Raw genomic sequence first — 26,378 nt, 5'->3', positions numbered from 1 at the left:
TTTTTATGAGTGCAAATTTAGTTTAAAAACCAATGATAGCCTTTAAAAAACGAATGAAAATGATATTCTCATCAGCGGAGTGTGGGGATTGATGCAGAATAGTGCTTAGTATAAAGGGATTGGGAAGAATCAAAATCTTAGATTTTTTCTCCACCCACCATCTCAAAAAAAACTATTATCTTTGCCTTTGCTATGAAGATTAACGATTGTATTTTAGAAGCTTTGAAGGCGCAAGGGCGTGTAGATATTCCGTATTTTGGGTATTTTCAATTAAAAGATGCAGGGGCGGTGCTCAATCCTGAAGATGGCTCTATCTTGCCTCCTGCCAAGCAAGTGGTCTTTGTAAAGGCACCTGTGGAAACCTCAGATTTTGTGGCTCAAGTGGCGCATTATAAGGCGATCGCTTTAGAAAAAGCCCAGTTTGAAGTAGAAACCCAAATCGACTATTGGAATAAAAAGTTAGAGGCTGGCGAGGCGTTTAGCATTGAGCATTTAGGGCGGTTTGAGGAAGCCTCAGAAGAGCCGCTTTTCATTGGCGAGCGTGTACACACCGAAGACACTCCAGATTTCTACGGTTTAGAAGCCATTCATATTTCAGATATTACAGCCAAAGCCCAAGATTCTACACCTCAAAAGAAAGCCAAACCATCGGTTGGGAAAGTGCTCCTCTGGCTTTTGGTGCTGGGTATCATAGCGGCAGGTTTGGTTTATTTGGCAGTAGAGCAACCCGAATTGATTTTCGGTGCTGTGAGCCAATTGCAACAGAAATAATCTTCATTTCCTATTTTTAAAATTACGATATTATATAATGACTCCAAAAATTAAAACCCCTAAAGAAACCCTTACGGTAATGACCAACATTGTCTTACCCAATGAAACCAACTCTCTAAGAAACCTGTTCGGTGGCGAGCTACTCTCCAAAATGGACCGTTGCGCTTCTATCTCGGCGGCGCGGCACTGCGGGCGGCGTGTGGTAACCGCTTCTGTTAACCATGTGTCCTTCCATCATCCTATTCCAGAAGGTGGCGTGGTGGTGTTAGAGTCTAAGGTTTCTCGGGCTTTTTCTACCTCTATGGAGGTCTATGTAGATGTTTGGATGGATGATCCCATTGCACAGAAAAAAATCCATACCAATGAGGGAATTTATACTTTCGTGGCGGTAGATGAGTTTAATAAACCCGTGCCTATTCCAGAGCTGGAGCCAGAAACTAAGGTGGAAAAAGAACGCTACGCAGCAGCACTAAGGCGAAAGGAATTATCGCTGATTCTCTCTGGGCGGATGAACGCTAAAGATTCTGTAGAGCTAAAAAAACTATTCTCTTAATTAATTGCAGGTTGAGAAGATAAATCGTGCTATGAGAATTCTCCAATTAGACCACAATCATCCTTTAATCCAAACGCAGCTGACCGCCGCAGGTATGCAGGTAGATGAAGACCTGACCTCCAATGCAGAGGCAATTTTGCAGAAGATTAAAAATTATGATGGCATCATTTTAAGAAGTAGAATCCCCATTGATGCCCATTTTCTGAACCAAGCCTCGCATTTAAAATTTATTGCAAGGGTGGGCGCAGGTATGGAAAATATAGATGTCCAAAAAGCCGAGGCGTTAGGGATAACGCTCATCAACTCCCCCGAGGGCAACAGAGATGCCGTGGCAGAGCAAGCGCTGGGGATGTTACTATTGCTGATGAACCGCTTGATTATTTCCTCCAATGAGGTAAAGCGCGGCATCTGGAAGCGAGAAGAAAACCGAGGCGAAGAGATCAAGGACAAAACCGTGGGACTCATCGGCTATGGTTATATGGGTAAAGCTTTGGCAAGGCGGTTACAAGGTTTTGGCTGCCGTGTGATTTTCCACGATATAAAGCCCAATCTTTCCGATGATTATGCCACGCAAGTCAGTTTAGAAACCTTGCAAGAACAGGCAGATATTGTGAGCCTTCATTTGCCTTTGGCTGAAGATACTTTGGGTTGGCTAGATGCCGATTTTATCTCAAAGATGAGAAAGCCGTTTTACCTCATCAACACTGCGAGGGGCAAAAATATCATCACCGCAGATGTGGTGCAAGCGCTAAAACAAGGCAAAATAAAAGGTGCCGCCTTAGATGTTTTGGAATACGAAAAAGCCTCTTTTGAGCGTTTAGAACATCAGAATCAAGATTTGGAATACCTTCTCAATTCCGAAAAGGTGATTGTAACGCCTCATATTGCAGGGTGGACGCACGAGAGTAAAATCAAATTAGCGCAAGTGATAGTAGATAAAATTTTAGCACAATTTAAAGCTTAACAGATGAAAATAGGGTACAGTATTGTGGTTTTGTTGGGTTGGTTTTTGCTCTCGTGTTCGGGGGGCAAGGAGTCTGTTCAGCCAGCACAGCCTAAAACCAACTTGCCCAATTTTTCTAATGTCCATTTAGACCATATTTTTAGCAAAGCCGATGGTGTGGTGGAGAATGAGGCGCTCCTCAAACTCAATTTAGAGGATTATTACCGAACCATTTGGGAGGGCGGCGATTTGAGCGGTGGCATTTTAGTTGCCAAAGGCGACCATATTTTATTAGAAAGATACCGAGGCTTTGGGCGTGAGAACCAGCAAATGCCCATCAATGAAAATACCCCGATGCACATTGCCTCGGTTTCAAAGGTGATGACGGCGATGGTGGTGCTCAAACTGGTGGAGGCTAAAAAGATAAAACTGAACCAAAAACTCACCGATTTCTTCCCCCAATTTCCTTATCCAGAGGTGGAAATACAGCACCTCCTCAACCAGCGGAGCGGGCTCCCCAAATACGAGTATTTTTTAGAACAAATCAAGCCTGCCCCTGCGGAACTGAACCAAAATTTTCTCTCCAATCAGGATATTCTCAACCTTTTGATTAAATACCAACCGCCTATGGCGCGTCCTGCCAATACGGGGTTTATGTATTGTAATACCAATTATGCACTATTGGCGCTGGTGGTGGAGCAAGTGACTAAAAAAGATTTCCCTACGGCAATGCGGGAGATGCTTTTTGAACCTTTGGGAATGGCGCATACTTTTATTTTTCAAGAGAAAGACATCAGCACGGCGGCACAATCGTTTTATTATAGAGACAATAAATTATATCCGCTTAATGTGTTAGATTTAATCTATGGCGATAAAAATGTCTACACCACACCACGGGATTTATTCCGATTTTCTAAAGCGATGTTTGCGCCCGATTTCCTTTCTCCAGAGCTGATGAAGCAAGTTTTTACGCCTTATAGCAATGAGAAAAAAGGCATCAATAATTATGGCTTGGGCATTCGGATGAAAATTTTTGATAACGGCGAAGTGCTGACTTATCACAACGGCTGGTGGCACGGCTCTAATTCGGTGTTTGTGCATTTGCCGAAATCCAAAGTGAGCATCATTGCCATTGGGAATAAATATTCGCGAAGCGTTTATTCTGCGGTAGCGCTATCGGGGTGGTTTGAGGATTTTCCAATGGAAGTAGAAACACTAACCAAAGCCTTGCAAACGCCGCCACAAGACAGCACAGCCACAGAGGCTCAACCTTAACGATAATACCTTTTGTACCTTATGAAAAAATTCCTTTTAATCTTCATTGCGCAGTTTTTACTTTGGTCTTGTGCCCGAGTGGGAACGCCCGCTGGTGGCGCTAAGGATACCATTCCCCCCAGATTTTTAGGCGCTAATATAGACAGCCCGAGGGTTAATGTATCCACGCAACTTAAAACTTTGCGCTTGGATTTTGATGAATATGTGAACCTCAAAAATATTCAAAAACAATTGGTGATATCGCCACCGATTAAGAATATCAAAAAAATTATACCGTCTAATTTGGCCAATCGTTATATTTTAATCGAGTGGGGAGATACGCTGCAAGCCAATACCACTTATAATTTCAATTTTGGAACCGCCATCACGGACTATAACGAGGGCAATGTTTTGCCTTATTTCAATTTTGCATTTTCTACGGGGGCTAAGTTGGACAGCCTCTACATCAGCGGTACGGCTCAGTTGGCATTGCCGCAAGCCTCTACCACAAGCGGCAAAGACACGAATATTGTTTTAGGACTTTACCAAGCTCAGGACAGCCTCAACTATCGGCAAAAACCATATTATCTGACCAAGGCAGACCAAGATGGTTATTTTGAGCTGGATTATTTGGCGCATGGGCGTTATAAACTCATCGCGTTTAATGATGAAAACGGCAATTCTGTGTATGATGAAGGCAAGGAAGCGGTGGGCTTCTTAAAAGATGATATTGATTTGCAACAGCGCATTTCTGGGTTAGATTTGTCGCTCTACCCTGCGAGACCTCAATTGGCGTATAAAGAGCTGAAACCTGCCACAGGTGGGCTTTTGATGCTTTTTGAAGGGCAACCTAAGGAGGTGAAAGTGGCAGAGGTTTCATCACAATTGAAATCTTACCAAGTGACGCATCAACCTTATTCTGATTCCGTGCGGATTTGGCTGGATCCTCAACAGGAGCAATTGAGCGACAAAGGGACTTTGCTGAAATGGAGCTACGATATTGGCACTAAGCAAGATACGGTGCAGATTTTCTATAAACCCAATGAGCAAGAGAATGCTTTGGCGCTTCAGAATGATGGTGGCGCTGTGTTGGCACCAGAACAACCACTAAGGATTACCGCCAATGCTTACCTCAACGCTCTAAAAACCGAAAATTGGCAGCTGAAAGCGGATAGCACGCAGGTGTTGGCTTTTGATGCGCAGATTTCCGAAAAAAATCCTTATCAGATAGAGGTTAAAGCCCCCTACGAAGTGGATAAAAAATACCGCCTCCTCATTCCTAAAACCACGGTATCTTCTTTCTATATCACCAATGAAAAAGCCTACGCATTTGATTTTGAAATAGGAAAGCCGCAGAATTATGGCTCTTTTATGGTGCGACTTTCGGCACTGCCACCTGCCAGCTTTTGGATCCAGCTTTTAGACCAACAGAATAAAGTGGCGGCTTCGCAAAAAACACACCAGCAGGAAATTAAATTTTCATCGTTGAAGCCAGGAACTTACCGCCTGCAAATATTGGTGGATAATAACGAAAACGGCATTTGGGATACTGCCAATCTCTACACCAATACTTTGGCGGAAGGTTATTACTTATTTCCGAAAAAAATAGAAGTCCGCCCAATGTGGGATTTGGTGGAGGATTGGAACATCACAATGGCTTCCGAGGCTTTAGAAAATACCGAGCCATCAACGCCCAAAACTTTAGAAACAGCCCCTTAAAATTAAAATCAATGATGAAAAAGATACTCAAAATCAGCCTATGGATTCTTTTAGGCTTTGGCTTGATCCAACTGATTCCAATAGATAGAACCAATCCGCCAGTAGATGCAAAAGTGGATTTTGTGAAAGTGATGCAAACGCCCAGCCAGATTGAGATTCTTCTCAAAAAATCCTGTTATGATTGCCATTCCTACGAGACGCATTATCCTCGCTATGCTTATGTAGCACCAGTTTCTTGGGTGGTGAAGCATCATATTAACGAGGGCAGAGCGCACCTTAATTTTTCCATTTGGGGCACTTATAATGAATACCTTAAAAAAGGCGCTTTGGAGCACGCGGTGGAAACTTTGCAGCGTTCAGATATGCCGCTGCCAGGCTATGTAGCCCAGCATCCAGAAGCAAAACTCTCCGCCAAGGAACGCCAAGCGCTGATTGATTATTTTCAGCAATTATCAGAGGCGGCGCTATTGCCAGGCAGCTCTCAGTGAGAAATTCGATCTAAGAGGGATTTGAGGTTTTGGGATGTCATCATTTTAAAATTCCCACCTAATCAATTGTGTATTCCGAAAAAATGTTTAACTTTATCACTTGAAACACAAAAGATTACACCACATAAATCCCAATTGATATGAAAAACTTTCTTAGCACCCCTCAGTTTTCGGACTATCAATCCGAAATAGACCAATTGGTAGAGCAAAGCCCTCGTTTTAGACGGGTCTTTTCGGAATATTGTACCTTTTGTGAAGAATTAGCCGTTTTAGAAACCACCGAAAATACAGACTTACCCGATGTTTTTTTAGAAGCTTTAAAACTTCAAGTCGCTTGTTTAAAGGCAGAAATAGAAGACTGGCTGCATTTTTCTACTTAAAAATAAAGCGGTATTGATTTTTAATTGCTATTTTAGCGAATTAAATTCGTTTTTATGATAGCAATAGTGGATGGTGGTTCTACCAAATGTGATTGGATTGTGCTGGACAACAGCGGCAAAAGCCTACTGAAAACGGAAACCATTGGGTTTAATCCTAATATTACAGATGCCCATTTAATTCCGTTGGAAATTGACAAAAATCAAGCCCTAAAAACGCACCAATCCGAGATTTCTCAACTCTTTTTCTATGGCTCGGGCTGTGGTATTGCAGAGAATAAAGCCATTGTAGAACAACAAATGCAGAAGGTATTCCCCAATGCCGAAATTACAGTGCACGAAGACCTTACAGCTGCGGCTTATGCGGGATATAGAGGCAATCCAGCCATAGTTTGCATTTTGGGAACTGGGTCTAACGCTTGCTACTTTGATGGCAAAACCGTCCGCAGAGACCTCCCATCGTTGGGTTTTTTAATCGGAGATGAGGGCAGTGGCAATGCCTTGGGAAAACACTTGCTCAGGCGCTTTTTTATGAAAAAACTCCCTGCCGATTTACACCAAGATTTTGTAAATACCTACCATTTGACCATAGAAGATGCCATTACCAATATGTACCATAATCCACGGGCTAATGCGTATTTGGCGGACTTTAATAAATTTATTGTAGAGAGAAAAAAGCACCCTTATTTCCAAAATATGGTGTTTGATGAGATGAAAAACTTTTTTGATTATCAAGTGCTCCCTTACCCCGAAGCCAAAGAGGCAGAAATCAATTTTATAGGCTCTATTGCGTTTGTGTATGAGGATATCCTCCGTGCAGCAGCGGCAGAACTCAACCTTAAAGTAGGGTTCATCGTGCAAAAACCGATAGAAAGTTTAGTCAATTATCATAAAAAATACATTCTTAACCTTTAATTAAAACACACAAAATAATATGCCGAGTAACACGAACAGAGACGAAAAGAATTTTAAAAAAGCCGCTTTAGATTACCACAGAGCGGAGCCCAAAGGCAAGATAGAAGTCATCCCATCTAAGCCCCATTCTTCGCAGCGGGATTTAAGTTTGGCTTATTCCCCAGGCGTTGCAGAGCCTTGTTTAGAAATAGAGAAAAACCCTGCAATGGCGTATGAATACACAGGAAAGAGCAATTTGGTTGCCGTGATTTCCAATGGTACCGCCGTTTTAGGCTTAGGCGATATTGGTGCTGAGGCTTCTAAACCCGTAATGGAAGGAAAAGGGCTTTTGTTTAAAATTTTTGCAGATATCAATGTATTTGATATAGAAGTCAATGAGAAAGACCCTGATAAATTTATAGAAATCGTAAAAGCGATAGCGCCTACTTTTGGCGGTATCAATTTAGAGGATATTAAAGCGCCGGAGGCTTTTTATATTGAGCAACGCCTAAAAGAAGAATTGGACATTCCACTGATGCACGATGACCAGCACGGTACTGCGATTATTTCTGCAGCAGCGCTTCTCAACGCGTTAGAGCTGGCAGGGAAGAAGATAGACCAAGTTAAATTGGTGGTGAATGGTGCTGGGGCGGCAGCCATTGCGTGTACCAAGCTTTATATGGAGCTCGGGCTCAAAAAGGAAAACATCCTAATGTGCGATAGCAAGGGCGTGATCAACCATAAGAGAACCAACCTAACGCCAGAGAAATTGGATTTCGTAGCACAAACCGATTTGGAAACTTTAGCACAAGCTTTAGAAGGTGCTGATGTCTTTGTAGGGCTTTCAAAAGGCGATGTGATGACGGCAGAAATGCTCCAGTCTATGGCAGAAAATCCGATTGTATTTGGCTTGGCAAACCCTACACCAGAGATAGATTACAACTTGGCAAAAGCTACCAGAGAGGATGTGATTATGGCGACAGGGCGCAGTGATTTCCCTAATCAGGTGAACAATGTGTTGGGCTTTCCGTACATTTTCCGAGGCGCGTTAGATGTTCAAGCCCGAGGCATTAACGAGGCGATGAAGTTGGCAGCCGTTCGTGCCATTGCAGATTTGGCGAAAGAACCCGTGCCAGAAGCCGTAGTATTGGCGTACAACCTTAAAGGCTTGAGTTTCGGTAGAGATTATTTTATCCCAAAACCTTTTGATAATCGCTTGATAACCAAAGTGTCAGTGGCGGTAGCCAAGGCAGCGATAGAAAGCGGTATTGCCAGAAAAACCATTGATGATTTTGAGGCTTATGAAAACCATTTGTTGGATAGAATGGGCAAAGATGATAAACTCATCAGAATGATGCAAAACCGTGCGCGCTCTAATCCAAAACGCGTAGCATTGGGCAACGGCGAGGAGTATAATGTGATTAAAGCTGCCCAGATTTTATACGAAGAAGGCATTGCAGAGCCAATTCTTTTGGGCGACAAAGCCTTGATTAAAGAAAAAATGAAGGAGTTCGGCATTGAGTTAGACCTCAAAATTGTAGACCCTAATGATGATGACCAAAAAGCGAAAAGAAAAGAATACAGAGAAACCCTCTGGAAGTTGAGAAACCGCAAGGGCATCAATGAATATAAAGCCAAGCGTTTCGTAAGGCTGAGGGATTATTTCGGTCCACTGATGCTCAAACACGGCGATACTGATGCCCTGATTGTTGGTTTTTCTAAAAATTATTCATCGGTGCTAAAACCCGTGTTAGAGGTCATAGAGAAAGAACCAGGCGTGGATAAAGTGGCTTCTATGATGATGATTTTAACAGGGAAAAAACCGCGTTTCTTTGCAGATACTTCCATCAATAAAAACCCAAGCGTGGAGGATTTGGTGAATATCGCGAGGATGTCGGAGCTGACCGTTAAGAGCTTTGCGATACAACCAAGAATAGCGATGCTTTCTTATGAAAATTTCTCTGACAATGCCGAGCCTTCGCAGAAAATGGCGAAAGCTGTGAGAGTGCTCCACGAAAAATACCCTAAGATGATTGTAGACGGCGAAATTCAACCCGACTTCGCGATGAATGCCGACCATTTGGCGGATTATCCATTCTCTAAGTTGGGCACCACGCCAGCCAATGTCTTCATCTTCCCTAATTTGGAATCGGCTAATATTTCCTATAAAATTATTAGAGGAATGCGTGTGGCACAGACCATTGGACCTATTTTAATGGGCTTGAAGCAACCTGTGCATGTCCTCCAAATGCGCTCCAGCGTAGATGAGATTGTCAATTTGGCAACCATTGCGGTGTTAGATGCGCAGCGCCGAGAAAAAGGAGAGTAAGAGGAAGAGGATCATTTAAAAAAGCATCTTTCATTTTGATGTAGATGATTGAGGAAACACGCCTTAATTCTATTGATATTGAGATGAAAGATGCTTTTTATTTTGCTCTTAATCTGAGTGTTAGTGGAGCATCGCCAATAGTTTTTTAATTCTTATCTTTGCAAAAATTTTTTTGAGAATATTCTTATGACAAAAACAGGAAAAATAGAACTCATGTGTCCTGCGGGGGATTTTACAGCCCTACAAGCCGCTATAGATAACGGTGCAGACTCGGTATATTTTGGTGTAGAACAGCTTAATATGAGAGCTCGTGCTTCTATGAATTTTACCATTGATGATCTCCCAGAGATTAGCCGTAGATGCAAGGAAAAAGGAGTTAGAACTTATTTAACCCTCAATACCATTATCTATGATCACGATCTTTCCATCATCAAAACTTTACTTGACAGAGCCAAAGAAGCAGACCTAACCGCAGTGATTGCAATGGATCAGGCGGTGATTGCCTATGCTCGGCAGATAGGTATGGAGGTTCATATCTCTACTCAAATAAATATTACTAATATAGAGACTGTGAAGTTCTATGCACTATTTGCTGATACTATGGTGATGAGCCGCGAGCTGAGTATTAATCAAATAAAGAAGATTTGTACACAAATAGAAAAAGAACAGATTAAAGGTCCCTCTGGTAATTTAGTAGAGATAGAAATATTTGGGCATGGTGCATTATGTATGGCAGTATCAGGTAAGTGTTATTTGAGCTTACACTCTCATAACTCTTCTGCTAATAGAGGGGCATGCAAACAGAATTGTAGAAAGAAATATACCGTAATAGACCAAGAATCTGGCTTTGAGATAGAGTTAGATAATGAATATATGATGTCACCAAAAGACCTGTGTACGATTAATTTTTTAGATCAAATTGTAGATGCAGGGGTAAAGGTGTTAAAAATAGAAGGAAGGGGGCGTGCACCAGAATATGTGGCTACGGTAACTAAATGCTATCGTGAGGCCATAGACAGTATTGCAGAGGGAACTTTTACCCAAGAAAAAGTGGCAGAGTGGATGAAACTGCTAGAAACTGTCTATAATAGAGGCTTCTGGAGCGGTTACTATCTAGGACAAGAGTTAGGCGAATGGTCTCCAAATCCAGGTTCTAACGCTACACAGAAGAAAGTGTATATAGGTAAAGGGAGACACTTTTATCCAAAATCTAATATTGCTGAGTTTTTAATAGAAGCATATGATTTAAGCGTAGGGGATAAGGTTCTAATACAAGGGCCTACAACAGGGTCTCAGGAAATGGAGATTACCGAAATGATGATTGATGGGCAGGGAATGAAAGAAAAAGCTACAAAGGCTGATGTGATTACTTTTAAAACCGGTTTTAGGGTGCGCCCGAGTGATAAACTTTATAAAGTAGTGAAGGCTTGATTTATGCTGAAAAAGAATTTTAAACCATTATTTATGCTGAAAAAGAATTTTAAACCATTATTTATGCTGAAAAAGAATTTTAAACCATTATTTATGCTGAAAAAGAATTTTAAACCATTATTTATGCTGAAAAAGAATTTTAAACCATTATTTATGCTGAAAAAGAATTTTAAACCATTATTTTTTTATTTATGCTTTTGGATGAGTTTGGCGGCGTGTCAATCTCAGTCTTTTGGAGGGCATGATTTCCCTAAAACGGTGTATCAATCTGAGGATTTAAAGGTGGTTCAGATTGCGCCTGATACTTTTGTCCATACGTCTTATTTAGCCACCCAGCAATGGGGAAAAGTGCCTTGTAATGGTATGATTGTCAGACATCAACGAGAAGCGATGGTTTTTGATACGCCCACAGATGAAGCCTCTTCGGAAGCTTTAATCCATTGGATTAAAAACGAACTGAAAGCCGAAATAAAATGGGTGGTGCCGACGCATTTTCACGATGATAATTTGGGCGGATTACCAGCGTTTCATCGGAATGCAGTGATGTCTGCCGCTTATTATAAAACCCGAGATTTGGCTAAAAAACACCAAAATGTGCAGATTCTTACCGGTTTTTCAAGTGTAGATTCAACTTGGGATTTGGGTGGTGAAAAAATTCGGATTGGGTATTATGGAGAAGGGCACACGGAAGATAATGTGGTGGTGTATTTTCCCAAAGATCAAGTGTTGTTTGGCGGCTGTTTGGTAAAGGAATTGGGCGCTGGCAAAGGCAACCTGTCCGATGCTTTTCCCCAAAAATGGTCGGCAACCATTCAAAAAGTGAAACGCGCCTATCCAGAAGCGAAAATTGTGGTGCCCGGACATGGCAAAATAGGGGGCAAAGCGCTATTGGACTACACGGCGCAACTTTTCAAACCATAATGATATTGATATAAAACGAAGCGATGGTCATCATAACCTTACAGAGAGATAAATGCATCGGTTGCAACTATTGTGCGGAGTTTGCGCCAGAGTTTTTCCGTATGTCTAAAAAAGATGGAAAATCGGTATTGCTAAAATCTAAGGATAAAAAGGGTTTTCATACTTTTAAAACACCTATTCCTGATGCTTTTGAGCCTTGCGAAAAAGCCGCCAAAGCTTGCCCTGTGAACATCATCTCCGTGAAGGAAATATAAAGGCTAAAAATTCGTTTTATAAATAAAGAGTATTGACTTTTAGTATTTTAACTATTTTTTTTGATTATTTATTGAAGCTGTATTTTCATCATTTTTATTTTAGACTAAACCAAGGGCTAAGAATTTTTAATTTTAATCCTCGGCAGAGTGTAGCGGCGGTGTTATTACTCGCTGGTTTAATGATGTTCAAAATTCCCGATGACCTTTACCCTTTGTTGTGTTTGAGCATTGTAATTTTATTTCATTTTAGGCGAAAAGATATTTTGTTTTTAAAGAAAGTATTTGGCAGTGCTTGGCGGTGGATTATTGGGCTTGAAAATGTTTTACTTTATTTAGTATTATTGATGCTTAACATTCATTATCAATTAGATAGCGGTGCATTATTGACTTCTGTTCCATTGTTATTGCTAAGTTTTTGGCATCCCAAACCTAAGTCATACGCTTTATGGCATTGGCGTTTTATTCCGAATTCGCTTTTTGAATGGCGGACAGTGCTAAGGCAAAATCCAATTGGTTTTTTCGTGATTTATTTACTTTTGCTCAGTTCTGCATATCATGTATCATCATTGGTGTTAGGAGGATTATTGATTCGTGATTTTTTAGGCGTTATTTTTATAAAAAATGAAAATAAAGAAATATTAATCGCTTATTTTAAACGCATTTCTTTACGCCAAAAAATACGATATAACGCTTTGTTTTTCAATGTATTATTGTTACCTGTCGCTATTATTTTTCTGATATTCAATTTTTACCGTTCGGAGTATATCTTGTGGTATTTTACTTTTGCTAATCTCTATTTTTTATTATTTTTAACCAGAAAATACAGTGAATATCATAGCAAAAAATCTGAAAATCATTTTGATGTTAGTGTATCATTGGTTTATTTTATTTATACAATAACAATAATTCCTGCGATTTGGCGTATCTTCAACAATTATAAGCAAGGTCAAAAAAATATTACAAATTATGTTGGAAATTCGTGATTTATCTGTCCAATTTAAAGATAAAAAGGTGCTCAGTAACCTTGAACTTACCGCCGAGGCTGGTCAGGTCATCGGGATTTTGGGTAAGAATGGGGCAGGAAAAACCACTTTGTTTGAAGCGATTTATCAAAATATTCAATATCAAGGGCAAATTCTTTGGAAAAATCAAAATTTAAGAAAATCTGAGGTGGCATATTTGGAAACGGAACATTATTTTTATCCATATATTACGGGAGAAGAGTATTTGTCTTATTTTTTCTTTACTCCTGAAAATGAGTTACAAAAGTGGTTAAATAGCTTTCAATTGCCGCTCAAAAGGTATGTTCAAGAGTATTCCACAGGGATGAAGAAAAAATTGGCATTACTTGGAATATTAGCTCTAAATCAACCCGTGATTATTTTAGATGAACCTTTTAATGGCGTTGATTTTGAGGGCGTTCATCATATTTATGAAATGATAAAGGAGCAAAAGCAAAAAGGCAAATTGATTTTGATGAGTTCCCATATTGTGGAAACTCTGTTTCATACTTGTGACGCGGTAGCTATCCTTAAAAATGGCCATTTTGAAAGTATTTATTCAAAAGAAGCGTTTAACCAATTATCATATTTTTCATTCTAATATGAAAAAATCGGAACTCAGAACTTATTATTTAGAGCAACGCCGAACGCTTTCTCCAAAAGAGCGACTTTGGGCATCTCAAAAAATTGTAGAAAATTTTATTTTACAATTTAACCCTATTGAAAATCAGTGTGTTCATTGTTTTTTACCCATAGATAAATTTGCAGAAATAGAAACACAACCGTTAATAGATTATTGTTTTCAGCATCATATTCGGGTGTTTGTGCCTAAGATGGTTCAGGAAGCTTTAATCGCGATAGAGCTAACGCCAGATACGATTTTGCAAAAAAATAAATGGGGAATACGAGAGCCACTCTCGCAACAAGATTCGGGTATTATCAATTTTGATTATGTTATTACGCCTTTGTTATATTGTGATGATCAAGGGAATAGGGTAGGGTATGGCAAAGGTTTTTATGATAGATTGTTCCAAAAAGTTCCCCCAACGACCAAGAAAATTGGCGTTAATTATTTCCCACCTTCGGAGGCGATAGAAGATGTATGGCATGAAGACATCCCTCTGGATTATTTAATCACACCTACGGAAGTGCTGTCTTTTGGCGGGGCAGTGTAGAAATTCAGAAAATAAAACTTAAATTCTTTTTTGAATTTTTCAGGCGCAGCTTTTAGAATATATTGCGCATTTTTCTCGTGTATGCCCATCGTTTTATTAAATCGATCAAAATATTCTACCTTAAATTGTGCATTATTAAGGGTGTCTTTTTGATACGGCATTTGCGTAATATTAAGCTCGTAGACTTTAATATTTTTTACTTTAAGACTCTCTATTTCAGTGAATAACGGTTTTAATGTTAGACTATCAGGTGCCTCAAAATATTTCAATAATTGTTTATAAATCGTGGAATCAATCTCGGTGTCTCTATTGCCAGAGAGGTAGAGTGTGGATAGGTCTAAAACTTCCTGTACTTTTTGCGTGGTAATGGCGTGGATGGCTTGTGTGCTATCCATCTGATTAACAGGATAAAAGTTTTTATTGCTACTATTTCTCAATTTTTCTAAATCGCTGATGTTGGGCGTTTTTTCTTTGGGCGTACAAGACCAACTCAATAGAAAACTTAAAATATAAAGAAGGCATAGGTTCGGTTTCATGGCTTTATTGGTCATTTTGGGTTGTAATTCTAAATTTAATCATCACTATTTTTCCATTTTTCATCTGAGTATTAATCATTTGCAGATTTTTTAGCGATGTGGTAGGCGTGGTCATCAGGGTAATGTAGCGCTCTTTATCAATAATTTCTACACCATAAGTTTCATTATCAAAAACTTGGTAAATTAACGCCTGATCGCTAATCAATCGGTTGAGGCGTTCCCTTTTTTTATTGACATCTACATCTGATTTTTTGGAATAATAATTCAGCATAATCGCGTAATCATCGGGCTTCAGCTGTATGGTCTCGTATTGTGGATAAGTAGGTGCGTGCTCCAAATTCCGATAAATGGTATCCGTTTTATAGTAAGGAGAGGAAATCACCATAGCCAAAGTTTTAGATTTGGTGGTATAAGTTAGAATATCATTCGGTTTTACCTTTTGTAGAATAGGCGATTCGCCCTCAATAAGGATTTTAACATCTAAGAAATCATTGATGCTGGTATTTCTGTCGGCATCAATAAACCTAAAAGCATAATTTTTAGTGGAAAATAGATTGGTAATGAGGAAAATAGCGCCAGATACTACACCAATCAAGATTAAAATCGCCATCCAAGCATAAGAACGGTTGAAAAATCGTTTTTTTTCTTTTTTATTCGTAGTGTTTTTAGAAGGTGTATTTTGCTTAACATATTCGTTATCAGTATTGCTATTTTGTAAAATTAGTTTTTTGTCCTCATTTTTTTCTGGAGATAAAACCTCTTTTTTGATAAAACCTTCTTCTATATGAATGTCCTCTGACTCCGAAGGCGAGGCTTCTAATTGAGCTGCTTCCATTAAAAGCAATTCGCTGATGTGAGGATGGTTTTTCTTAAAGTCATACCAAGACGCGTATCCCGCATAGGCAGAGAGTAAATTGAGCATGTCAATACGCGGCAACTTGCTTACAGGGATATTTTTAAAATAGTTATAAAACGATTTTTCGCTGATGTTTCCTTTGGCTTTTTTTCTTAAATCTTCCTGAAAATAGACAATATCAATTCCTTTCCATTGAGAAATTTCTGCCTCAGATGGGGTGTGATCTTTTAAAAATTGCTCTTGAACCTCCTTTTTTAGTTGTTCAAAGTATAATAAATCTAAATCAGCCAAAATTGATAATTTGATATAACTATTTGATTTTGAGTATTCATTTTTTGTAAAATGGTTTTACAAAGATATTACAATAAATTTTCTCTTGCAAATTTATTTATAATATTACCTTTGCCTTGTTCAAATTGAAGAACAGAGTAATTATTAAACAAATTTAAAATTTAATTCATTATGAAAAAATCATTGTTCGTAGCGGCTGTTGCTGCTTTAGCTGTTGTAGCTTGTAAAAAAACTGAAAACACTGAAACTACAGGTGTAGATTCTACTGCTGCTGCTGTTGTTGATTCTGCTGCTGCTGTAGCTGATTCTGCTGCTGCTGTTGTTGATTCTGCTGCTACTGTAGCTGCTGAAGGTATCGGAACTGTTGCTGATAAAGCTGCTGAAGCTGCTAAAGATGCTGCTGACGCTGCTAAGGATGCTGCAAAAGACGCTAAAGAAGCTGTTGAAGAAGCTGCTCACTAATCAAATTTTTGGTTAAAGAACTCTTCCGCTCTCTTTTTGAGAGCGGTTTTTTTATGTCATTTGCTGATGATTTTTACGCTTTTGTCTCAGAATTTCATAGCAACTGATGGCAACGGCATTACTCAAGTTAAGAGAATCAATCGTGCCTGTCATAGGAATTAACACATTCTCGCCTTGATTTTCCCAAAAAGGACTGATACCAGAATGCTCTGTCCCAAAAACCAATGCCGATTTTTGAGTAAAATCTTTCTCATCAATCATCTGTGCATCATAGCTCATAAAAGTGGTGAATATAGAAAACTGATGTTGTTTTAGAAAATCTAAAATGCTGGTATTATCGCTTTGGAAGACTTTCATTCCAAAAAGGCAACCCACGCTGGAACGCAGTACATTGGGGTTGTAGAGGTCAATTTTAATATCAGAAAGGATCAACGCTTCTATCCCAAAAGCTTCACAACTGCGTAAAATAGCACCTAAATTTCCTGGTTTTTCAATGCTTTCCACGATGATTACAGCAGCATTGGCACTGGGTTGATAATCCGCTAAGGAAAAATAAGGCGTTTGGTAAAGCCCTAAAATGCCTTCCGTGGTACCTCTATAAGCTAATTTTTGATAAATTTTCTCGGAAATTTCATAGATTTTTGCATTTTCGGGCAAGGCGAAAGCATCAGAAAAAATAGATGGACAGAGGTAAAATGCCGTATGCTCATAGCCAAAATCTAAGGCACGCCGATTTTCTTGTACGCCCTCTACCACCAGCTTTTTCTCTTTCTTTCTAAAACGATTGTCGCTAAGGAGCCGATAGAGGTATTTAATTTTTTCGTTTTGTAAACTTTCTATAACCGTACGCATAAGAGGTCTAATTTAGAGTGATGGCTCATCTGAGTCAATGGAGTTTTGAGCCCGTTCTACCAAGGCTTCAGGGAGTGCTTTTTTAGAAGTGGCGCCCATATTTTTAAGCTTTTGAGCACTACTCACCAAGTTGCCGCGCCCTGTGGAAAGCTTTTTCATCGCGTTTTCATAATCGCTTTTGGCATCATCCATTTTCTTACCGATTTTTAGCAAATCATTGATGAAACCTTCAAATTTATCATACAAAGCCCCAGCTTGACGGGCTATTTCTTCGGCATTTTGGTTTTGGTCAGCGCGTTTCCAAACATCAGAAATCAGTTTGAGATAAGCGATGAGATTGGTAGGGCTGAGCAAAATAATATGCTTGCGGTAGGCGTAGTTCCAAAGTTGGCTATCATGCTGAACAGCAGTAAGAAAGGCGGGTTCTATAGGCACAAACATAATTGTGAAATCCAAAGATTCTTTAATATTGTCATACCGTTTTTTTGCCAAAGTATCAATATGATTTTTGATGGCGAGCAAGTGGAGTTGGAGTTGCTGCTTTCTCTCTTCCTCATTTTCGCTGCTTACCATTCTTTCATAGGCATTTAGAGAAACCTTGGAATCAATAATCACCATTTGTTTGCCAGGGAGTTTGAGCACAAAATCAGGGCGTTGTGTGTCTCCATCTTCGGTTTTGATGTGGTATTGCGTAACATATTCCCTGCCGTTGGTCAGCCCAGAATCTTCTAAAATACGCTCCAAAATCATCTCGCCCCAGTCGCCTTGCGTTTTGGTTTGACCTTTGAGTGCGGAAGCCAGATTATTGGCTTCTTGGCTTACTTTGGTGGTCTGTTCCATCATCAGTTTGATGACATTACTGAGGGAAAAACGCTCCCGACTTTCGTTTTCATAAACCTCGTTAACGCGTTTTTTGAAACTTTCTAAATTTTCCCCCAAAGGCTCTAAAATGGATTTGAGGTGCGTTTGATTAACGGCTGTAAATTTCTCCGTTTTTTCTTCCAAAATCTTATTGGCGATGTTCTCAAACTGCAGTTTTGCCTCTTCTTGGATTTTCTCTATTTCCTTTTTTTGAGTGGCTAATAGTTGAGATAAACCATCGTTTTTAGCCAAAAGTTCACTAATTTGTGCGTAATATTCTTGATTTTTTTGAAGGCTTTCTTCGTGGTGTAGAGATTTTTGCGCCAACTGATGCTGAACTTCTTCTAAGCGTTGGCTTTGGCTTTCTTGCTGTGCTGAAAGTTGTGCCAAATGCTGGTTCAAGCGGTTGATTTCCTCTATTTTTTGAGTGCCCAAAGCTTTTTCCTCCTCTAAATTTTGGTTGAGTTCTTGCGCTTTGGCTTGTTGATTTTTTAAATCAATTTCGGTAGCAATAAATTTTTGATTGAGCTCATCATACACAGAACGGCTGATTTGCCCTGATTTCATCACGAAATAAACCACCACCGCCCCAATGGCGATGCCTAAAATAAGAAAAATGAAAATATAAGAATTTACCATCATTATTTATGAAATTCGTAAAACTTCTTTAGCGAGTTCTATCATTTTAGGTTCTCCAGTGTATTTACCGCGTTCATCGGAGAGTTTTACCGTTGGGATCCAGTCGCCGTTAGGGGCTTGTACGCCAATGAGTTTCATCACGATGTTCATTGGTTTTAGCCCAACATCATTAGTTAGATTAGTGCCAATACCAAACGAAATACCGATGGTGCCGCGCGTGGCATTGGTAATTTCTTCTACCTTTTCAAGGTTGAGGCCATCAGAGAAAATGATGTATTTAAAATTCGGATTGATGCCAAAGGCTTCGTAATGTTCTATGGTTTTTTTTGCGAATTCTATAGGATCACCGCTATCGTGGCGTACGCCATCAAACAACTTAGCGAATTTTTTATCAAACTGGCGGAAGAAAACCTCTGTGGTATAGGTGTCGGAGAGCGCCACCCCTAAATCGCCACGGTAAACATCTACCCAATGCTCTAACGCCAGCTGGTTGGCCATCTTGAAGCCGTATTCTGCGGCGTGGAACATAAACCACTCGTGGGCGTGGGTGCCAATGGGCTTTACGCCAAATTTCATCGCAAAATGAACATTGGAAGTGCCAATAAATTGCCCTTTTTTCTCATCGATAAGGGTTTTCATCACGAGTTCGTGGACTTTATAAGAATGTCGTCGCCGTGTGCCAAATTCAGCAAAGGTAACGCCCAGTTCATTGAGTTTTCGGGATTTTTCTATCGTGTTTTGAATCACGGCTTCGTTGGAATCCCGTTCCATTTTATTCATCTGATAATGGAGTTCGGAAATGAGCGCTAATAAGGGCACTTCCCAAAGAATGGTGCGGTACCAAAGCCCTTCTACGCTGACTTTTAGCTCGGTATCGGTTTGGGTAATTTTCACTTCGGAAGGGTCATATTGGTAGCCTTCTAAAAAATCTAAATAAGGTAAATCCAAATAGGGGCAGGTCTCTTGGAGGTATTTTTTTTCGGCTTTGGTGAGTTTAAGCTCCGCCATAGCGTTCACGGATTTTTGTAATTCTTCCGCAAAACCTTCAGGGAAAAAATGCTTGCCACGGTTGATAAATTCGTATTTTACTTTATCGGTGGGGAATAATTTTACCACGGCATTTTGCATGGTAATTTTATAAAAATCATTATCCAAAATGGATTTAAGACGAGTGCCAGACATAGACTGTTTTTATTAGATAGCAAAAATAGGATTTTTTTTTCATATGGCGGCGGTGTGGTGCGGCAAAGAAAAAAGGCAGAGAAAAACGCTTTCTCCACCTTGGTTAATATGAAAAATGAGGTTCAAATTATTGTCCTAAATAAGAGTTGTACATCCACACTTCTTTTTCTTGCTCGGTAATGTAGTCGCTCATCTGGGAGCTGGTTCCCTCATCGCCAGCGTTGCCCGCCAATTCTAAAATTTCTCTTTGCAGATCAATTACAATTTTGAATGAAGAAAGGATGTTCTCTACACACTTGCGGGCATCGCTCACCTCTTGGCTTTCCTTGATGGTAGAGCGTTTAAGATAATCGGTGTAGTTATGGTTAGGCGTAGCGCCAAGGGTTAAAATACGCTCTGCAATTTCATCAATTTTTAAAACCAAGTTGTCATAAAGTTCCTCAAATTTAGGGTGTAGCGTAAAGAATTGCTCCCCTTTAATGTTCCAGTGGGCGCCTCTTGTATTTTGATAAAATATAGAATAATTAGCGAGAAGGTCATTCAGTTTCTCTGCGATGTTTTGGCAGTCAGAAGCTTGTAGTCCGATGATGGTTGCATTGTTCATAATAATAGATTTTATTTGTTTTTTCGTTATTTTCTGAGGGCAAAGTTACGAGCGATAAGGGAGAGTGCCAAAGAATCACGATAGTTAAAAACTATAATGAAAACACTTTTTTTATATCACATTTTGGGGTGACAATATGATAAAATACTATATTTGCTCTATGAATTACAACCAAGCACTCAGCCAGCGGTATTCCGTGAAAAAATTTGATACCAACCGCAATATACCGCAACCGATATTAAACAACATCCTCACCGCAGGCAAACTCTCTGCCAGCTCTTTAGGCTTACAACCTTATAGAATTGTGGTGATAGAATCTGATGCCTTAAAACAGCGACTGATTCCCATTTTTAAAAACCCATCGCAGGTGAGCACTTGCTCGCATTTGGTGGTGATTGTGACGAAGAAAAATATAGAAGACAGCTATTTAGAAGGCTATTTAACGCATATTACCCAAGTGCGAGAAATCCCAATGACACAACTGGAGCTGTTTAGACAAAGCATCCGAGGTTATATAGAAACCCATACCGAAGAGAGCCTTTGGTCGTGGAATGAAAAGCAAAGTTACATCGTTCTGGGGAATTTGATGTTTGCTGCCGCCTTAGAGAGCGTAGATTCTTGCCCTATGGAAGGCTTTGATGCCGCTGCAATGAACCAAATTTTAGAATTAGACACGACTAAGGAGGCTGCATCGGTCACTTTGGCGCTGGGCTATAGAGCGGAAGACGATACCTTTCAGCATTATAAAAAAGTCCGCAAACCTGACGATAAACTCTTTCAATTTTTATAATCCATTACGATGAACCCACTGATTACCGCAGAGGCGTTAAAGCAACTGCCCACGGATTCCTATATTTTAATTGATGCAGGTAGTGGCGGCACTTCCAGAGACCATTATTTGGAAAAACATTTACAAGGCGCCCTTTATTTAGACCTTAATGAAGACCTTGCAGCGGTGCCTCAAAATCCAGCGCAAGGCGGCAGGCACCCTTTGCCACCCATTGAGCGGTTTAAAGAAACGCTGTTGAATATAGGCATAGAGCAGGGCAAGCACATCATCGTTTATGATGATAAAAATGCAGCGAATGCCACCGCGCGCTTGTGGTGGATGCTTAGAGCGGTAGGTTTAGAAAAAGTACAGGTTTTAGATGGAGGGCTATCGGCGGCGGCGCGCGCTGGATTTCCAATGGTGCAAGGCGAGGAACAGCCTCAAAAAGCCACACAGAAGCTCACCGCAACGCATTGGCTCTTGCCCACCGCTGATTTAGAGGAGGTTAAAGAAAATTACACTCAAAAAGATTACACCATTATTGATGTAAGGTCGGCGGAGCGCTACCAAGGCAAAGAGGAGCCCATAGACCTTACCGCAGGGCACATTCCGAATGCGCTGAATATGCCTTTTACCGAAAATTTAAATGCAGAAGGGCAGTTCCAATCGCCAGAGGTGCTAAGGCAACACTATGAAAAGGTATTAAAATTGCCAGAACAAACGGTGGTGCATTGTGGCTCAGGTGTTACGGCTTGTCATACCATCCTCGCGATGGCAGCGGCGGGCTTACCTTTGCCTAAACTCTATGTGGGTTCGTGGAGTGAGTGGAGCCGAAATGATTTGCCCATCGCTACGGAGGAAGCTCGTTTTTAACAATTGGCTTTTCATCAAGTTTTAAAATAAGTGCTTGTGGCATAGATGCTTGTGTTAATCGGTGTTGCTAAGGATATGATATAAATCATTATTTTGAGGCGCTAAAATTAACATAAAGTTAAAGAATGTTAAAGTATAAATAGCGATATTTGCCCACAGAAAAACTTATATTTAGAATAAAACTTATGAAAAGTAAAGCATTAAGAAAGACGGCATTAACCGCCGTGGTTACCCTTTCTACTGCCAGCGTTTATTTTGCGCAGTCGGCTAAGGATTCTCTAAAATCTAAGGACTTAGAAGGTATAGTCCTTACTGGGGTGGCAGATATTGCGAAGGAGAGAAAAACGCCTATCGCGGTTTCTACCATTAAAGAAGCTAAAATTATAGAGAAATTAGGGAACCAAGAATTCCCAGAAATTCTGAACACTACACCATCTGTGTACGCAACAAAAGGCGGCGGTGGTTTTGGTGATTCTAAAATCAATATCAGAGGTTTTGAGCAAGCCAACATTGCGGTGATGATTAACGGTATGCCGATCAACGATATGGAAACGGGCGCCGTGTATTGGTCTAACTGGGCTGGACTTTCAGATGTTACTTCTGCGATGCAGGTGCAGAGAGGTCTGGGGGCTTCTAAATTAGCCATCGCTTCTGTGGGGGGTACCATCAACATTGTAACCCGTGCGGCAGATAAGAAAAGAGGTGCCGTGGTGAGCGTAGGTGTTGGTAATAATGATTATCACAAAGCGCTATTCGCTTATAACAGTGGTAAAAGTGAGAACGGCTGGGCAACTTCATTCTTGATGAGTAGAACGGCTGGGTCTACCTACGCAGATGCGACGCAGTTTGAAGGTTACAACTATTATTTCGCCTTAGGTTACCAACCGAACCGCCAGCACGATATCCAGTTCACCATTACAGGCGCGCCACAGTGGCATAACCAAAGAGCTTATGAAATTGCCATTTCTGACCTTCAGAAAAGAGGCACAGAGGATAAGCCAAGCCGAACTTATAACGCAGACTGGGGCTACTTGAATGGCAAAAGCTTTAACGATAGAGTGAATTATTATCATAAACCTGTGATGTCCCTCAACTGGGATTGGAAAATCAACCCAACTTCTCAATTGAGCACCGTGCTTTACGCTTCTTTTGGTAGAGGTGGAGGAACTGGTAACACAGGAAAAGTGAATGGCAAGTCATTGGGGCAATTCGCCAGAACTTCAGAAGGTTTAATTGATTTTGATGCGGTTTATGCTGCCAACCAAGCGTCTACACCAGACCAAGGTACTTTGGTGCGTAGGGCTTCTATCAACTCGCATAACTGGTTTGGGATCATCTCAAGCTTCAACCATAAAATCAACGAAAACTTAAACTTTACCGTAGGGGTAGATGGTAGATATTATTATGGATACCATTACCAAGTGGTGAGTGATTTAATTGGCGCTTCTGCTTACAAAGATACCAGAAACCAAAATTTATCTGCACCTAACTATGTGAGCCACACTTTTGAGGCACGCCCAACTTGGAATCCTTTCGGTGGAAAACAGAACGACCTCCAAGATAAAATTTCTTATAGCAATGATGGCGAAGTGAGATGGTACGGCGGTTTCGGTCAGTTGGAATATTCTAACGATAGATTGTCTGCCTTTGTACAAGGGGCTATTTCTAACCAAGGGTTCCAGAGAATTGACAACTTTATTGTAGATGGGCAGACTACGCTCAACGGTAAATTGGTAAGCGCCACTAATCCTGCCACTGACAAAAATCCTGTGCTCCACACCAAAACTGGATTTAAGGATATTTTAGGTTATAATGTGAAGGCTGGGGCTAACTTTAACATTGATGAGAAGAACAATGTCTTCGCGAACATTGGTTACTATTCTAAACAGCCGTTCCTCAATGCCGTATATCCAAACAATAAAAACTACCTTAACCCGAACTTGACCAATGAAAAAATCTTCGGAATAGAAGCGGGCTATGGTTTCAGAACGGCAGGCGTTAATGTGAATCTGAATGTGTATAGAACTTCTTGGAAAGACAGATTTTTAAGAAAACCCAACCAAATTACTTTAGCGGACGGTTCAAGAATCAATGCTTATGCTAATATAGAAGGCATTACCGAAATCCACCAAGGGGTAGAGTTAGAAGCCAGAGCTAAGGTGAATAAAGTTTTAAGCCTTAATGGTATGTTCTCTTTCGGAGATTGGTATTATAAAGGTGATGCGAATGGATACCTTTTTGATGAAACCAACCAACCGATAGACACACAGGGCAATCCAGCATCATCTTCAGCTGTGGGGACTAAACTTTATCTAGATAATGTGAAGGTAGGAGATGCCGCTCAGATGACTGCCTCTATAGGAGCGGAGATCAAGCCAGTGGAAAATATTAAATTAGATGCCACTTATAGATATGTGAATAATCTGTACGCCAGACTGAACCTCTTAGACTTTACTACGGAGAAAGCGGCTGACAAAGGGGCTCTAAAATTACCAGCTTACGGCTTATTTGATTTAGGGGTATCTTTCAAAATTCCTTTGAACAACCCTAAACAATACTTCACTTTAAGAGGTAATGTGTACAATTTATTTGATACTTATTACATCCAAAACTCTTATACCAATCTTCAAAAGGATAGAAGCGATTTCGCTACAGATGCAGAATACAATGCCTATGCGAACAATCCTAAAAACTTCTACAAAGGTATAGATGTGAATAACAAAGTATTCTTAGGTTTCGGTAGAACTTGGGCAGCCACGATGTCTTTCCATTTCTAAAACACCATTAACCATAATTTTTAAAATCCCAACCTGCTTTGTGTTGGGATTTTTTATATCTTTGCGTAAAAAGAAAAATTATGGACTTTACAATGATGCTCCACGCCCACCGCGGCTTGGCTTACCTTATTTTATTAGCCACCACCATTTTTGTGGTTACCTTACTCCTCACGATGTTTAGCTATTCGGGGAAAATCACCAAAGGCTTGAGGAAATCCACCCTTTTCACAATGATTTTCTTCCATACACAAGCTTTAGTAGGGCTTATTTTGTTGTTTTTCTTCTCTCCAGGCTTTCAGGCAGCCAAAGGTTCAGGGATGCTGATGAAAGATGCCGCACTGAGAAAAATTTATGTAGAACACCCTACCGCTATGGTGATAGCAGCCGTTCTACTCACCATTTTCAATAAAAAAATCAAAACCAGAGACCGCCTTTCTTTGGGACTCGTTGCCTTAGGAGGCATTGCCGTATTATTGATGCTTTGGGCATTCCAGTGGCAAAGGGTTTTTGGATAACCAATTTTTAAATTTAAAAAAAACTTTTATATTTCAATCTGATGAAAGTAGCCGTAGTAGGTGCCACAGGTATGGTGGGACAAGTGATGCTAAAAGTATTAGAAGAACGAAATTTCCCTGTCACAGAGCTCATTCCCGTCGCTTCTGAAAAATCGGTGGGCAAAACCATCACATTTAAAGGTCAAGCATATTCCATTGTGTCCTTAGCCACGGCAGTAGCGGAACGCCCTGATATAGCGCTATTTTCGGCTGGTGGCAGCACTTCGTTGGAGTGGGCACCCAAGTTTGCCGAAGTAGGCACCGTGGTGATTGACAACTCCTCGGCGTGGCGGATGGATGAGGATAAAAAACTGGTGGTGCCGGAAATTAACGCCCATACTTTAACCAAAAAAGACAAAATTATCGCCAACCCCAACTGTTCCACCATTCAGCTGGTGATGGTGCTTCATCCTTTGCATCAAAAATACCAAATGAAGCGCGTGGTGGTCTCCACTTACCAATCCGTTACTGGAACGGGGAAAGCCGCCGTGGATCAACTGAATGATGAAATCGCGACTTCGGTGAATGGTGGAGAGGCATCGGTGCCAAAAGTCTATCCTTACGAAATTTTCAAAAATGCCATTCCCCATTGTGATGTCTTTGCGGATGGCGGCTACACCAAGGAGGAAATTAAACTGATGAAGGAGCCTAAAAAAATTATGGGCGATGATCGTTTTAGCCTTACCGCTACGGCGGTGCGCGTGCCAGTGCAAGGCGGGCATTCCGAAAGTGTGAATATAGAATTTGAAAACGATTTTGACCTTGATGAGGTGCGGGCATTGCTCTCCGAAACCGATGGCGTGGTGCTCCAAGATGAGGTTACCGCAAATGAATACCCTATGGCACGCTATTCCGAGGGGAAAGATGAGGTTTTTGTAGGGCGCCTCCGAAGGGATTTGTCGCAACCGAATACCCTTAATTGCTGGATTGTTTCGGATAATTTAAGAAAAGGTGCCGCTACCAATGCGGTGCAGATTGCAGAATATTTAGTCAACCATCATTTGATATAAAT

The 26,378-nt window shown here is 40.5% G+C and carries 27 protein-coding genes; 21 read left to right on the top strand and 6 right to left on the bottom strand.

The genetic code is table 11. The features are described 5' to 3' along the window. Positions 1-192 precede the first annotated feature (192 nt). The 15 genes from NYR17_RS08905 (at position 193) to NYR17_RS08835 (ending at position 14,110) form a co-directional block, all read left to right on the top strand. Positions 193-771 carry a hypothetical protein gene (locus NYR17_RS08905; protein WP_302505360.1) on the top strand — a complete coding sequence of 193 codons (579 nt, stop codon included), beginning with the start codon at positions 193-195 and terminating at the stop codon, positions 769-771. A 37-nt stretch (positions 772-808) separates the two neighbouring features. After that, entirely contained in the window at positions 809-1,324 is a 516-nt protein-coding gene (locus tag NYR17_RS08900) for an acyl-CoA thioesterase (RefSeq protein WP_302505359.1), read from the top strand. A gap of 31 nt (positions 1,325-1,355) precedes the next feature. Further along, positions 1,356-2,288 carry a 2-hydroxyacid dehydrogenase gene (locus NYR17_RS08895; RefSeq protein ID WP_302505358.1) on the top strand — a complete coding sequence of 311 codons (933 nt, stop codon included), beginning with the start codon at positions 1,356-1,358 and terminating at the stop codon, positions 2,286-2,288. Between the two features lie 3 nt (positions 2,289-2,291). Continuing rightward, positions 2,292-3,542 (top strand): serine hydrolase domain-containing protein, encoded by a 1,251-nt coding sequence (locus tag NYR17_RS08890; RefSeq protein ID WP_302505357.1) that lies wholly within the window; start codon positions 2,292-2,294, stop codon positions 3,540-3,542. A 21-nt stretch (positions 3,543-3,563) separates the two neighbouring features. Further along, a complete protein-coding gene (locus NYR17_RS08885) occupies positions 3,564-5,240 on the top strand; it encodes an Ig-like domain-containing protein (RefSeq protein ID WP_302505356.1) in 1,677 nt (558 codons plus the stop codon). Positions 5,241-5,254: 14 nt separating this feature from the next. After that, positions 5,255-5,728 (top strand): heme-binding domain-containing protein, encoded by a 474-nt coding sequence (locus NYR17_RS08880; protein ID WP_302507058.1) that lies wholly within the window; start codon positions 5,255-5,257, stop codon positions 5,726-5,728. 140 nt (positions 5,729-5,868) lie between these two features. Beyond that, positions 5,869-6,108 (top strand): hypothetical protein, encoded by a 240-nt coding sequence (locus NYR17_RS08875; protein WP_302505355.1) that lies wholly within the window; start codon positions 5,869-5,871, stop codon positions 6,106-6,108. Positions 6,109-6,162: 54 nt separating this feature from the next. Then, entirely contained in the window at positions 6,163-7,020 is an 858-nt protein-coding gene (locus tag NYR17_RS08870) for a BadF/BadG/BcrA/BcrD ATPase family protein (RefSeq protein WP_302505354.1), read from the top strand. 19 nt (positions 7,021-7,039) lie between these two features. After that, the gene (locus NYR17_RS08865; protein ID WP_302505353.1) at positions 7,040-9,328 is read left to right on the top strand and encodes an NADP-dependent malic enzyme; all 2,289 of its coding nucleotides are present in this window, start codon (positions 7,040-7,042) and stop codon (positions 9,326-9,328) included. 186 nt (positions 9,329-9,514) lie between these two features. Beyond that, positions 9,515-10,759, top strand: a complete 1,245-nt coding sequence (locus tag NYR17_RS08860) for a peptidase U32 family protein (RefSeq protein ID WP_302505352.1) — start codon at positions 9,515-9,517, stop codon at positions 10,757-10,759. 153 nt (positions 10,760-10,912) lie between these two features. After that, entirely contained in the window at positions 10,913-11,680 is a 768-nt protein-coding gene (gene bla / locus NYR17_RS08855) for a subclass B1 metallo-beta-lactamase (protein WP_438826614.1), read from the top strand. Between the two features lie 23 nt (positions 11,681-11,703). Beyond that, positions 11,704-11,934, top strand: a complete 231-nt coding sequence (locus tag NYR17_RS08850; RefSeq protein WP_302505350.1) for a ferredoxin — start codon at positions 11,704-11,706, stop codon at positions 11,932-11,934. Positions 11,935-11,966: 32 nt separating this feature from the next. Continuing rightward, the gene (locus NYR17_RS08845; protein WP_302505349.1) at positions 11,967-12,917 is read left to right on the top strand and encodes a hypothetical protein; all 951 of its coding nucleotides are present in this window, start codon (positions 11,967-11,969) and stop codon (positions 12,915-12,917) included. 28 nt (positions 12,918-12,945) lie between these two features. Further along, positions 12,946-13,536, top strand: a complete 591-nt coding sequence (locus NYR17_RS08840) for an ATP-binding cassette domain-containing protein (RefSeq protein WP_302505348.1) — start codon at positions 12,946-12,948, stop codon at positions 13,534-13,536. A gap of 1 nt (position 13,537) precedes the next feature. Further along, the gene (locus tag NYR17_RS08835) at positions 13,538-14,110 is read left to right on the top strand and encodes a 5-formyltetrahydrofolate cyclo-ligase (protein ID WP_302507055.1); all 573 of its coding nucleotides are present in this window, start codon (positions 13,538-13,540) and stop codon (positions 14,108-14,110) included. Here NYR17_RS08835 and NYR17_RS08830 read toward each other — a convergent pair. After that, the gene (locus NYR17_RS08830) at positions 14,062-14,661 is read right to left on the bottom strand and encodes a hypothetical protein (RefSeq protein ID WP_302505347.1); all 600 of its coding nucleotides are present in this window, start codon (positions 14,659-14,661) and stop codon (positions 14,062-14,064) included. The genes NYR17_RS08835 and NYR17_RS08830 overlap by 49 nt on opposite strands. Next, positions 14,651-15,793: a hypothetical protein gene (locus NYR17_RS08825; RefSeq protein ID WP_302505346.1), complete on the bottom strand. Its 1,143-nt coding sequence runs from the start codon at positions 15,791-15,793 to the stop codon at positions 14,651-14,653. Before NYR17_RS08825 ends, NYR17_RS08830 begins: the two co-directional genes overlap by 11 nt. Before the next feature lie 171 nt (positions 15,794-15,964). On the opposite strand from NYR17_RS08825, the gene NYR17_RS08820 reads away from it, so the two are divergent. Next, entirely contained in the window at positions 15,965-16,255 is a 291-nt protein-coding gene (locus NYR17_RS08820; protein ID WP_302505345.1) for a hypothetical protein, read from the top strand. Between the two features lie 51 nt (positions 16,256-16,306). Here NYR17_RS08820 and NYR17_RS08815 read toward each other — a convergent pair whose 3' ends face one another. The 4 genes from NYR17_RS08815 to NYR17_RS08800 form a co-directional block, all read right to left on the bottom strand. After that, entirely contained in the window at positions 16,307-17,107 is an 801-nt protein-coding gene (locus NYR17_RS08815; RefSeq protein ID WP_302505344.1) for a TrmH family RNA methyltransferase, read from the bottom strand. A 12-nt stretch (positions 17,108-17,119) separates the two neighbouring features. After that, positions 17,120-18,610: a DNA recombination protein RmuC gene (gene rmuC / locus NYR17_RS08810; RefSeq protein ID WP_302505343.1), complete on the bottom strand. Its 1,491-nt coding sequence runs from the start codon at positions 18,608-18,610 to the stop codon at positions 17,120-17,122. A 3-nt stretch (positions 18,611-18,613) separates the two neighbouring features. Further along, positions 18,614-19,789 (bottom strand): nicotinate phosphoribosyltransferase, encoded by a 1,176-nt coding sequence (pncB, locus tag NYR17_RS08805; RefSeq protein WP_302505342.1) that lies wholly within the window; start codon positions 19,787-19,789, stop codon positions 18,614-18,616. 127 nt (positions 19,790-19,916) lie between these two features. Then, positions 19,917-20,393 carry a Dps family protein gene (locus NYR17_RS08800; protein ID WP_302505341.1) on the bottom strand — a complete coding sequence of 159 codons (477 nt, stop codon included), beginning with the start codon at positions 20,391-20,393 and terminating at the stop codon, positions 19,917-19,919. A gap of 160 nt (positions 20,394-20,553) precedes the next feature. Here NYR17_RS08800 and NYR17_RS08795 point away from each other — a divergent pair, with 160 nt between their 5' ends. The 5 genes from NYR17_RS08795 to NYR17_RS08775 all read left to right on the top strand — a co-directional run bounded on the left by NYR17_RS08795 (position 20,554) and on the right by NYR17_RS08775 (position 26,376). Continuing rightward, positions 20,554-21,183: an NAD(P)H-dependent oxidoreductase gene (locus tag NYR17_RS08795; RefSeq protein WP_302505340.1), complete on the top strand. Its 630-nt coding sequence runs from the start codon at positions 20,554-20,556 to the stop codon at positions 21,181-21,183. Positions 21,184-21,192: 9 nt separating this feature from the next. Continuing rightward, positions 21,193-22,035: a sulfurtransferase gene (locus tag NYR17_RS08790; RefSeq protein ID WP_302505339.1), complete on the top strand. Its 843-nt coding sequence runs from the start codon at positions 21,193-21,195 to the stop codon at positions 22,033-22,035. Positions 22,036-22,220: 185 nt separating this feature from the next. Beyond that, on the top strand, positions 22,221-24,812 hold the full coding sequence (locus tag NYR17_RS08785; protein ID WP_302505338.1) for a TonB-dependent receptor: 2,592 nt from the start codon (positions 22,221-22,223) through the stop codon (positions 24,810-24,812). A gap of 80 nt (positions 24,813-24,892) precedes the next feature. Then, the gene (locus NYR17_RS08780; RefSeq protein ID WP_302505337.1) at positions 24,893-25,327 is read left to right on the top strand and encodes a hypothetical protein; all 435 of its coding nucleotides are present in this window, start codon (positions 24,893-24,895) and stop codon (positions 25,325-25,327) included. Between the two features lie 41 nt (positions 25,328-25,368). Then, positions 25,369-26,376, top strand: a complete 1,008-nt coding sequence (locus NYR17_RS08775) for an aspartate-semialdehyde dehydrogenase (protein ID WP_302505336.1) — start codon at positions 25,369-25,371, stop codon at positions 26,374-26,376. Positions 26,377-26,378 lie beyond the last annotated feature (2 nt).

The sequence above is a fragment of the Riemerella columbina genome, from assembly GCF_030517065.1.
In the GTDB taxonomy this organism is placed as follows: domain Bacteria; phylum Bacteroidota; class Bacteroidia; order Flavobacteriales; family Weeksellaceae; genus Riemerella; species Riemerella columbina_A.
Note: the sequence above shows the minus strand (reverse complement) of the source record. Positions and strands in the feature narration are given on the sequence as shown.

What these genes read in the sequence shown, in the direction of transcription:
- NYR17_RS08880 (WP_302507058.1), top strand. Translation starts at nt 5,255, where the DNA reads ATGAAAAAGATACTCAAAATCAGCCTATGGATTCTTTTAGGCTTTGGC.
- NYR17_RS08835 (WP_302507055.1), top strand. Translation starts at nt 13,538, where the DNA reads ATGAAAAAATCGGAACTCAGAACTTATTATTTAGAGCAACGCCGAACG.
- NYR17_RS08895 (WP_302505358.1), top strand. Translation starts at nt 1,356, where the DNA reads ATGAGAATTCTCCAATTAGACCACAATCATCCTTTAATCCAAACGCAG.
- NYR17_RS08820 (WP_302505345.1), top strand. Translation starts at nt 15,965, where the DNA reads ATGAAAAAATCATTGTTCGTAGCGGCTGTTGCTGCTTTAGCTGTTGTA.
- rmuC (WP_302505343.1), bottom strand. Translation starts at nt 18,610, where the DNA reads ATGATGGTAAATTCTTATATTTTCATTTTTCTTATTTTAGGCATCGCC.
- NYR17_RS08830 (WP_302505347.1), bottom strand. Translation starts at nt 14,661, where the DNA reads ATGACCAATAAAGCCATGAAACCGAACCTATGCCTTCTTTATATTTTA.
- NYR17_RS08800 (WP_302505341.1), bottom strand. Translation starts at nt 20,393, where the DNA reads ATGAACAATGCAACCATCATCGGACTACAAGCTTCTGACTGCCAAAAC.
- NYR17_RS08900 (WP_302505359.1), top strand. Translation starts at nt 809, where the DNA reads ATGACTCCAAAAATTAAAACCCCTAAAGAAACCCTTACGGTAATGACC.
- NYR17_RS08790 (WP_302505339.1), top strand. Translation starts at nt 21,193, where the DNA reads ATGAACCCACTGATTACCGCAGAGGCGTTAAAGCAACTGCCCACGGAT.
- NYR17_RS08870 (WP_302505354.1), top strand. Translation starts at nt 6,163, where the DNA reads ATGATAGCAATAGTGGATGGTGGTTCTACCAAATGTGATTGGATTGTG.
- NYR17_RS08850 (WP_302505350.1), top strand. Translation starts at nt 11,704, where the DNA reads ATGGTCATCATAACCTTACAGAGAGATAAATGCATCGGTTGCAACTAT.
- NYR17_RS08890 (WP_302505357.1), top strand. Translation starts at nt 2,292, where the DNA reads ATGAAAATAGGGTACAGTATTGTGGTTTTGTTGGGTTGGTTTTTGCTC.
- NYR17_RS08905 (WP_302505360.1), top strand. Translation starts at nt 193, where the DNA reads ATGAAGATTAACGATTGTATTTTAGAAGCTTTGAAGGCGCAAGGGCGT.
- NYR17_RS08785 (WP_302505338.1), top strand. Translation starts at nt 22,221, where the DNA reads ATGAAAAGTAAAGCATTAAGAAAGACGGCATTAACCGCCGTGGTTACC.
- NYR17_RS08795 (WP_302505340.1), top strand. Translation starts at nt 20,554, where the DNA reads ATGAATTACAACCAAGCACTCAGCCAGCGGTATTCCGTGAAAAAATTT.
- NYR17_RS08780 (WP_302505337.1), top strand. Translation starts at nt 24,893, where the DNA reads ATGGACTTTACAATGATGCTCCACGCCCACCGCGGCTTGGCTTACCTT.
- NYR17_RS08885 (WP_302505356.1), top strand. Translation starts at nt 3,564, where the DNA reads ATGAAAAAATTCCTTTTAATCTTCATTGCGCAGTTTTTACTTTGGTCT.
- NYR17_RS08775 (WP_302505336.1), top strand. Translation starts at nt 25,369, where the DNA reads ATGAAAGTAGCCGTAGTAGGTGCCACAGGTATGGTGGGACAAGTGATG.
- NYR17_RS08865 (WP_302505353.1), top strand. Translation starts at nt 7,040, where the DNA reads ATGCCGAGTAACACGAACAGAGACGAAAAGAATTTTAAAAAAGCCGCT.
- NYR17_RS08875 (WP_302505355.1), top strand. Translation starts at nt 5,869, where the DNA reads ATGAAAAACTTTCTTAGCACCCCTCAGTTTTCGGACTATCAATCCGAA.
- bla (WP_438826614.1), top strand. Translation starts at nt 10,913, where the DNA reads ATGCTGAAAAAGAATTTTAAACCATTATTTTTTTATTTATGCTTTTGG.
- pncB (WP_302505342.1), bottom strand. Translation starts at nt 19,789, where the DNA reads ATGTCTGGCACTCGTCTTAAATCCATTTTGGATAATGATTTTTATAAA.
- NYR17_RS08815 (WP_302505344.1), bottom strand. Translation starts at nt 17,107, where the DNA reads ATGCGTACGGTTATAGAAAGTTTACAAAACGAAAAAATTAAATACCTC.
- NYR17_RS08860 (WP_302505352.1), top strand. Translation starts at nt 9,515, where the DNA reads ATGACAAAAACAGGAAAAATAGAACTCATGTGTCCTGCGGGGGATTTT.